We start from the raw sequence: 4,710 nt of genomic DNA, 5'->3' as shown, positions 1-4,710 counted from the left end.
TTGAGCTATGGTGTTTTTGTTTTGACGCAACAGGTCTTTGATGGTGAGCTGGCCACCGTCAGCGGCCTTTTCTTTTTTTGGTACCGGCTGCTTTGCCGGTGTTTTTTTAGCATTCCCTGCCATAACAAAACTCCTTATTCAGACAGACGATTAAGCGGCTCGTGCCCATTCAGGCAACTCGATGGTGCAGAATTCATCGGGATAGCCCGGCCAGATTCCAGAGTTCTGGCATTCAGCAAACTGAGTCAGCATCAGGCGCATTTCAGAGCGACCCAGCTGCAGCATTTCATCACTGGCCATATACAGCCCGATGGCGTAAGGCTGCTCTTTTTCGATAGCCAGCCATGCAAAGCCATTTGCAGGCAGACCCAGCGCCCGACACCCGTCCAGATACCATGACGCTTTCTGGTGGTAGTGATAATTGAGGATGTCTTTTTGAAACTTGCTATAACGGGCATCAAGGCAGGATTTCAGGTCGAAGATGATCCCGAGGTCTTCCCGGTAGTAGTCCATTCGGCCACGGCACAACAACCCGGTTTCAGCGTCCTCCCAGTAGATAGACCGTTCAGCAACCCCTTTAGAAAACGCCTTGGAGGCTTTGTCGTGGTTTTGCACCGAAGCCATCACCCCACGACACAGATCCAAGTCGTTTTCCGACAGCACCGTGGCGGCTGCTTCCACTTCGGCCACTACCTCATCCCAGAAGCGGGTATCCGGAGCCACCTCAAGGATCGCTTGTTTCAGGTCATCCTTTTTCAGCTTGGAGTAACCCGTAATACCGAGGGCTTTGCAGTGCTCCTTGAGCTTGACATCCGCCACCGGGATGACCCCGGCGTATTGTGGGTCTAGGGGATTGGGCGCCTCTATATAGGCAGTAGGGAAACGTTCAGGCTCCAGCACCGCACAATGCAGCGCCTGACCCAAATCCAGCGCCCGTGTGCGCTTTTCACGCAGGCCATCGAGCTTTGCCTTACAGTGGGCAGGGGAACGGCCCATTTCGACCAGGGTGGACGCAGAGAGGCCAGCGCCCCCGTGGTAGTCCATTTCTGGCAGATTGTCATAGATTCCTGGCTTCATTTTTGATCTCCTTATCGTTTTTTTCTATGCGTGTCTGAACCTTAGTATGAATATCCGTGATTACAACCGGATATGCGTTTATTTTTCGTAATATAAAAGGGCAAAAAAGCCCTTCTATATTACTGATTCAGTCAAAGGGATAAGGACGGCCAGCAAGCGTGGCAACACCTAGCATTGAGCTGTTTTCAACAGACTGATCACTTTCATGACTTTCAGAATAAGTCTTGAGCGTGGCGACTTCAGAGGAAGCGTCCAGCACCAGATCGCCTGATTGAACAGACTCACAGTCTTGCTTTACAAATACCAACGATTCCGCAGATTTGACCCAGATACGGCTGACTTTCACAGACTTCATAAAATGCAATTCCTGAATAATATCCATATTTCAAAGAAAGCATTCCACAACGTACATCGGAATTACTTCAACGGCAGACCAACAAAAAACACCTTACCGGTCAGTACAGCCTCAGGAAGTGACGGGTCATCCGATACCGGCAACATCAACTCGCCGCCTTGAGAACATCGCAGGCGATATTCAGCGGAGCGAAGTGCAGGATCAAGACGTTCGTCCATAGATTGCAGAAAGGTACGATTCCCATTCGCTACCAAACGATAAAGATCCGAAACTCCACTATTCGGAAATGACACCATCGCAACATCGCCGTTTATATAAGTACAACGTGGCTCAATAAACAGTACTGAGTTTTGCGGCAAATCGTCCCTGGTATGCTTTAGCAGCGTCGTATAAGCAGCCTCTGAGTGCTTCAAAGGACAGCGATACTGAGCATCGCATTCATCCTTATCAAAGGGCTCCTCTTTGGCAAAACGCAAAATTGCCTTTTCATCGTAGTGAGGCAGCAGCGCCCCCTGACCCACGATGGTGACACCACCAGAAGCAGAACCGTCGACCCCCAACTCCAACCATACAGGGTCAACATTCAGCACCTGAGCAATTCTAACCAGATAGATGGATGATTTATTGCGGCCTGACTCGATGTCGTTGATGCTGCTTTGTCGTGAACCCACAGCTTTAGCCAGGGCAGCCTGGCTAAATCCTCGCTCTTTGCGAACGAGCTGGAGACGAGCGCCAAGTGTAGACATGCAATTTACTCCCAATCCATTAGAGCAACTCCACCACAACGCATGAAACGAAGGAAATGAGTGGAGCTAGTAATAACCGTAAAGCCTGCCGTTTTATAAAGCAACCGTAAGAGCAGAAAAAACACTAAAAAAAGTACAGACTAAAAATAGTATGAACGGATATGCATAATAATTTATTAAAGTATTACGCATAAGCAATGATAAATAAGGATAAGTTGGACAAAGCATTTGCAAACGGTTATGCAAGCGTATAAGAATAGAAAACGAAATAGATAGAAAAGATTGTTCAGCGCAATAAAAACTACGCATAAGCGCAGAAAGAACAGGGAAGCTCAATGAACTTGCTGATTGGTATAGACCCGGGCATCACCGGCGCAATGGCGGCCATCAACGCTGACACGCTCCAGCTGCATGCGGTTGTCGACTTTCCCACCGTCAGCGAAGGCAAAAAACAGCGCCTATTCACCTATGGCACCGCCAGCATCTTAAAACAGTGGGAAAGCGACGCTGATCGGATAGCGATGGTCTATCTGGAAAAGGTCAACGCCATGCCGAAACAGGGTGTCACTTCCATGTTCAATATGGGGCGCAGCTTCGGAGCCATTGAAGGCGTGATCAGTGCCCTTAACCTACCGCTGACGTACATCACCCCCGTCACCTGGAAACGCAGAGCCAACCTCATCAACAAAGAAAAAGACGTGTCCAGAACCCGGGCACTGGAGCTTTACCCATCAGCCCCCCTGACCAGAAAGAAAGACCATAACCGGGCTGACGCTATCTTGATCGCCCGATACGGACAGGCCCAGTGAACAGCGAGCCGGAAATTATCGAGCTGTTAGGCAAAGAAACCACCCTCAAGCTGGAACGGGCTTTAGGGGGACAGAGGAAATACATTGCATCAAATCCAACCGACGAATCGCCCATAGTAGCAGTCATCGGCATGGAAGCCGCCCAGACGTTAGCGACCCGGTTCGGAGGCATGCTCCTGTATATCCCTCAACAGATGGCTGCCCGGATCCGCAACCAGGAGATCAGGCTGGCTGTTTGGGCAGGAGAACATAAGCAAGCCATCGGTCAGCGGTTCGGATTGGTGGAGCGCACCATACGCAAGGTCGTGCAGGGGGACAACTATCCTCGCCTTGGTCTGACATGCCGCCAACTACGTGCAGGCGTACAGGGCTACCTAAAGGAACAAGGCGATGAGCGACAGCTGCGACCACAGAATCAACAAAATAGAGCAAAACATGGCGGTATTAGAGCATCGGGTCACCGAGCTGGAAGGAACCCCGCCCAGGGTGAACTCTTTGGAACACACGGTGAACCAGTTGGAAGTGCAATTCACGACCATGAACCGGGACATCACCGAGATCAAGGAGGAGAGCAAGGAGACCCACAGCCTGGTGCAGAAACTGGGTGAAGAGGTCAGAAAGCTCTTTTTCATCGGCACCGTGGTGGCCACCATCGCCAGCGCCGTACTGGTCGGTTTGAGGATATACGACAGCTGGGCAGGGATACAGGAACGGCAGGCAAGCCATCAGCAACACACAGGGAAGTGACATGACCGAACTGAGAAACATACGGGGCTGGCGTAACAATAACCCCGGCAACATTCGCCACGGCGATGACTGGCTGGGCTTGAAGCCAACCCAGACCGATGATGCTTTCTGCCAGTTTTTATCCCCCGAGTACGGCATCCGGGCAATGGCTCGCATTTTGATGAACTACTACCACAAGCACCAGCTGCGAACTTTGAAAGACATCGTCCACCGTTGGGCACCGCCGAGCGAAAACGACACCGACGCCTATGTCAGAAGCGTTTGCCAGCGCATCGGCCTCGCCGAGTACCAGCGCCTGCCCATGGGCATTAACCCGCTACTGAACCCATTGATTAAAGCTCTGATCCACCACGAACTCGGGTGCCAGCCCTACAGTGACTGGCTGATAGACACCGGCATCACCTGGGAAAAAGAAGGCGTACCCCACCGGATTATCCACTAAAGAAAACGAGCGAAAAGCAAGGAGAGCTTATGAGCTTCAGCAAAATTGCCAGCACCCTGGTCAACACCTTAACCGGCGGATTAGCCGACACCTTATTCGACGTGGTGAAAACCTACTTTCCCCCGGACATGACCCTGGAACAAAAGGGCAAAATCTACATGGAGCTCCAGCGGTTAGAGCAGGAGAAACGCCATCAGGCCGACATGGCACTGGTTAAGGCAGAACAGACCCTGACCGAACGCATCAGCCAGCTGGAAGGCACCGCCAAAGACCTCAAGACCCTGCCCATCATCGGCCATCTGATTCTATTTGCCCGAGGCTGTCAGCGCCCGATATGGGGCTTTTTCACTCTATACCTGGATTACCAGTGGTTCACCCAGTGGCAACTATCCGAGCAGCAGCAGTCTGCCCTGATCGTGATCAACTTATTAGTCCTTGGTTTTCTATTCGGTGAGCGAGCCATCAAGAACGTGGCACCGTACCTGATCCAGGCGGCACAGAACCGACAACGCTGAGTCTTGCACAGCCCAGCGG

Annotated in this window: 7 protein-coding genes and 1 pseudogene; 5 read left to right on the top strand and 3 right to left on the bottom strand. The window is 51.5% G+C overall.

Annotated elements, in window-relative coordinates; genetic code table 11:
* Window positions 1-150: 150 nt before the first annotated feature.
* The 3 genes from AK963_RS25525 to AK963_RS25515 form a co-directional block, all read right to left on the bottom strand.
* Window positions 151-1,077, bottom strand: a complete 927-nt coding sequence (locus tag AK963_RS25525) for a PD-(D/E)XK nuclease-like domain-containing protein (RefSeq protein WP_066018194.1) — start codon at window positions 1,075-1,077, stop codon at window positions 151-153.
* Between the two features lie 127 nt (window positions 1,078-1,204).
* The gene (locus AK963_RS25520; protein ID WP_175404649.1) at window positions 1,205-1,459 is read right to left on the bottom strand and encodes a hypothetical protein; all 255 of its coding nucleotides are present in this window, start codon (window positions 1,457-1,459) and stop codon (window positions 1,205-1,207) included.
* A 35-nt stretch (window positions 1,460-1,494) separates the two neighbouring features.
* Complete coding sequence (locus AK963_RS25515; protein WP_066018192.1) at window positions 1,495-2,178, bottom strand: helix-turn-helix domain-containing protein; 684 nt, start codon at window positions 2,176-2,178, stop codon at window positions 1,495-1,497.
* A 335-nt stretch (window positions 2,179-2,513) separates the two neighbouring features.
* Here AK963_RS25515 and AK963_RS25510 point away from each other — a divergent pair, with 335 nt between their 5' ends.
* The 5 genes and pseudogenes from AK963_RS25510 to AK963_RS32495 all read left to right on the top strand — a co-directional run bounded on the left by AK963_RS25510 (window position 2,514) and on the right by AK963_RS32495 (window position 4,691).
* Window positions 2,514-2,987 (top strand): RuvC family protein, encoded by a 474-nt coding sequence (locus AK963_RS25510; protein WP_066018191.1) that lies wholly within the window; start codon window positions 2,514-2,516, stop codon window positions 2,985-2,987.
* Between the two features lie 131 nt (window positions 2,988-3,118).
* Window positions 3,119-3,286: pseudogene (locus AK963_RS36925) on the top strand (hypothetical protein); the annotation flags it as partial.
* Between the two features lie 91 nt (window positions 3,287-3,377).
* Window positions 3,378-3,734, top strand: a complete 357-nt coding sequence (locus tag AK963_RS35960) for a hypothetical protein (protein WP_238593851.1) — start codon at window positions 3,378-3,380, stop codon at window positions 3,732-3,734.
* Between the two features lies 1 nt (window position 3,735).
* Window positions 3,736-4,176: a hypothetical protein gene (locus AK963_RS25500; RefSeq protein WP_066018189.1), complete on the top strand. Its 441-nt coding sequence runs from the start codon at window positions 3,736-3,738 to the stop codon at window positions 4,174-4,176.
* Window positions 4,177-4,205: 29 nt separating this feature from the next.
* A complete protein-coding gene (locus AK963_RS32495) occupies window positions 4,206-4,691 on the top strand; it encodes a hypothetical protein (RefSeq protein WP_066018188.1) in 486 nt (161 codons plus the stop codon).
* The last annotated feature ends 19 nt before the right edge of the window (window positions 4,692-4,710 follow it).

It is taken from the genome of Endozoicomonas atrinae, from assembly GCF_001647025.1.
Taxonomy (GTDB): domain Bacteria; phylum Pseudomonadota; class Gammaproteobacteria; order Pseudomonadales; family Endozoicomonadaceae; genus Endozoicomonas; species Endozoicomonas atrinae.
This window is presented reverse-complemented; position numbering and strand designations above follow the sequence as displayed.